The 3,167-nt window shown below is 47.2% G+C and carries 1 protein-coding gene; it reads right to left on the minus strand.

Annotation, left to right across the window (positions count from 1 at the left end; all coding sequences use genetic code 11):
* Nucleotides 1-3,148 (minus strand): MupA/Atu3671 family FMN-dependent luciferase-like monooxygenase (locus tag AAHB90_RS32295; RefSeq protein ID WP_342089461.1); only part of this gene is annotated, 3,148 nt, incomplete at its 3' end.
* Nucleotides 3,149-3,167 lie beyond the last annotated feature (19 nt).

Below are 3,167 nucleotides of genomic sequence, written 5' to 3' on the forward strand. Positions count from 1 at the left end.
CAAGGTGCGAACAAAGATCCCCGATCGTCCTATGAACAAAAAGGGCCTTGATTGGAAGTTCTATCTGAAACTCCTTTCTGATGAATGCGATCAGTCGAACAGCTAACAGCGAGTGCCCGCCAATGGCAAAAAAGTTATCATTTAGCCCTACTCTATCAACTTTAACAAGTTCCTTGATAACTGCGCAAAGCTTGACTTCCGTCGACGTCTGGGGAGCAACATGCATTTGAGACGTATTAAGAAATTCACCCGGAACAGGCAGCAAACTTCTGTCAATTTTCCCATTAGGAGTTAAAGCAAACTCTTGAATTTCTACAAGTACGGAGGGCACCATAAACTCGGGAAGCTTACCCCGAAGATAACGTTCCAGGCGTTCCTTCTTAAACTCTGCTTCTACAACTAGATACGCAACCAGCAAGCCGTCAGCCGTGCCCACAACCAAACTCTGGCGCACGCCTTCGTATTCATCAATGGCCTGCTCAATTTCTCCCGGCTCGATTCGGTACCCCCTGAGTTTAATTTGGTTGTCGTTTCTTCCTAAATATTGGATTTCGCCATTTGGAAGCCACTTGACAATGTCACCTGTCCGGTAGCACCTGCCTTCGAATTCCAAATCATTAAGCGTTGAGAAAAACCTTTCAGCAGTTTTATCGGGTTGATCCAAATAACCTCTTGCTACCCCAGCGCCGGCGATATACATTTCACCAGGCACGCCAATCGGGCAAAGATTATTGGCTTTGTCAAGTATCAAGATCTGGGTATTTCCTATTGGCTTACCAATTGTAACCGAGCTACCGTCAGCGGTAATTTTTTTTACCGTAGACCAGATCGTCGTCTCGGTCGGCCCATATACATTATAGACACTTGCTTTAGATTTTTGAAAGAAACGATCTACCAGTTCTTCACTAAGCTTCTCTCCGCCGATAAGGACGGTGTCCAGCTTTCTGAGAAATTGGCTTGAACCCTTATCTTCGATCAAAGCTGACAGATACGACGGAGTGATCTGAAGGGTCGAAATAGGATGTTCCTTCATTTCGAGCCTGTCACTCTGCCGGGCGAATTTCGCCCTGAGCCTATTAAGATCATCCAGTCCCTTTAAAGCCAGTTCTGACTCAACGCCAAAATCTATTAGGCATGCGATTTCTGTCACCCCAATTCGATAGAAACGCTGAATCAAGCGACTACAATGCTCAGCATCACCAAACAAGGCTCCGGATTCCATTGACTTTTCCATAGCTACTTCCAGCAGTTGCTCAGATGTAAGCTCTTCGGATTGTGTTTGCTCGCTCCTCAGGCTCCGTTGAAGGTTTTGAAGCAAGTTTATGCTAGACGCCAAATATCGTTTGAAGGGCTCTCTGACAATTTCTTTGACCTTCTCCGAACTTTCACCCACAAATGTATGAAGCATTAATGCGACCTTTCCTTTATCAGCAGCATGCCCGAATTCTTGTAGCGTTTGATGATAAAGCGCGATGTTCCTTTCTAGTGTGTTAATATTCTGGCCCAGGATGTGCGTTAATATTCCAGCACCTAATCTGCCAGCACTCCGAAAGGTCTCTTCGTTTCCGGCAGATGTGATCCATAAAGACAGCTCATTGCTGACCGGTTGCGGAAATATCTTGACATCAATATCAATGCCCAAACCATTTTTCCTGGTAACACTTGCCCCTTTCCATAGTTTCTGTAACTGGTCAATATGGCTATACATTATCGAATGCCGATCAACAAACGATTCGGGGCTTAACACAAAGTCATCCGCGTGCCAACCCGAGGCTATTGAGAGAGAAACCCTTCCATCCGATAGGTTATCAACCACAGACCACTCCTCTGCTACCCGAATAGGGTCATGCAGTGGCAGTACCACACTCCCAGCCCTAAGCTCCACTTTATTGGTCTTTGATGCAACGGCGGCAGCCAGAACCGATGGGTTGGGAAATATGCCGCCAAACTTGTGAAAATGACGTTCTGGCAACCAAATCGCCGAAAAATCATTTTGGTCAGCAAAAGCCGCAGCATTAAGTAAAAACTGATATTTATTCCTTTGGGCTGAGTCCGCTTCGCTGGAAAAGAAAAACAGGCTAAAATCCATCTTGACACTGGTATCTAAATACTGATCAAAATCAACCAATCCAATCTCTTTGGCCTTTATAGTAAGTCCCATGCCCTTTGTTAAAGGCCACAACAATTCCAAAATCGATATATCAAAAGAAATCGACGTAATGGCAAGTAAATGATCATTAGGTGTTTGTGGTACCTGCTGATTCATCGCAAACAAAAAATTGGTCAAGCTGCTGTGCTCGATCATCACTCCCTTGGGGCGACCAGTAGAGCCGGACGTATAGATTACATAGGCAAGGTTCGAGCTTGAAACACCGCTGATGACCGCTTCACTGCTGCACGCGCCTATCAACTCACGCTCCAGACCGTCCACCTGGATTACCTGACATAACCCCGTCAGACGGTCTGACAGCCCCTGGCTGCTCACCACCCACGATACCGCACTGTCAGTGAGCATATAGCTGATACGATCCATTGGATAATCCGGGTCAAGCGGAACATAAGCCCCGCCCGATTTAAGGATGCCCAAAATCGCTACCACCATATCCATGCCCCGTTCCAGGCAGATTCCTACCAGACTTTCAGGGCCAACACCCAGCCCGCGAAGGTAATGCCCTAGGCGGTTGCTGGCAGCATCCAGCTCACCATAGCTCATGGTTTGCCCCTCAAAGACCAGCGCAACAGACGTGCTGCCAGCCTTCGCCTGACCGGCGAAAAGGTCAAGCACCGTCCGCGAAAGGTCATAATCCCTTGCTGTCTGATTGAAATCCAAAAGAAGCTGCTCGCGTTCGGCGCCACTGAGCATATCAAGTCGGCTAATAGACTGACTAGGTGAAGTTAAAACCGACTCCAAAAGCCTTTGGTAATGACCGAACAAACGGCTGATAGTGGCCCTCTCATATAGGTCCGTATTATAGGTTATTCCGATTGCTAGCGATGCCGCCCCTTCTAAGACGCTGAACTGTAGATCGAACTGACTGGTTGTTTGAGCCATATTAAGCGGTTCAAATACAAGCTGGGGTGTGAGTTCCGAATTTATCGGTGCGTTTTGCAAAGAAAACAATACCCCGAACAGCGGGCTGCGGCTCATATCACGGTGTTTGACCACC

The sequence above is a fragment of the Dyadobacter sp. OTU695 genome, from assembly GCF_038440355.1.
GTDB lineage: Bacteria > Bacteroidota > Bacteroidia > Cytophagales > Spirosomataceae > Dyadobacter.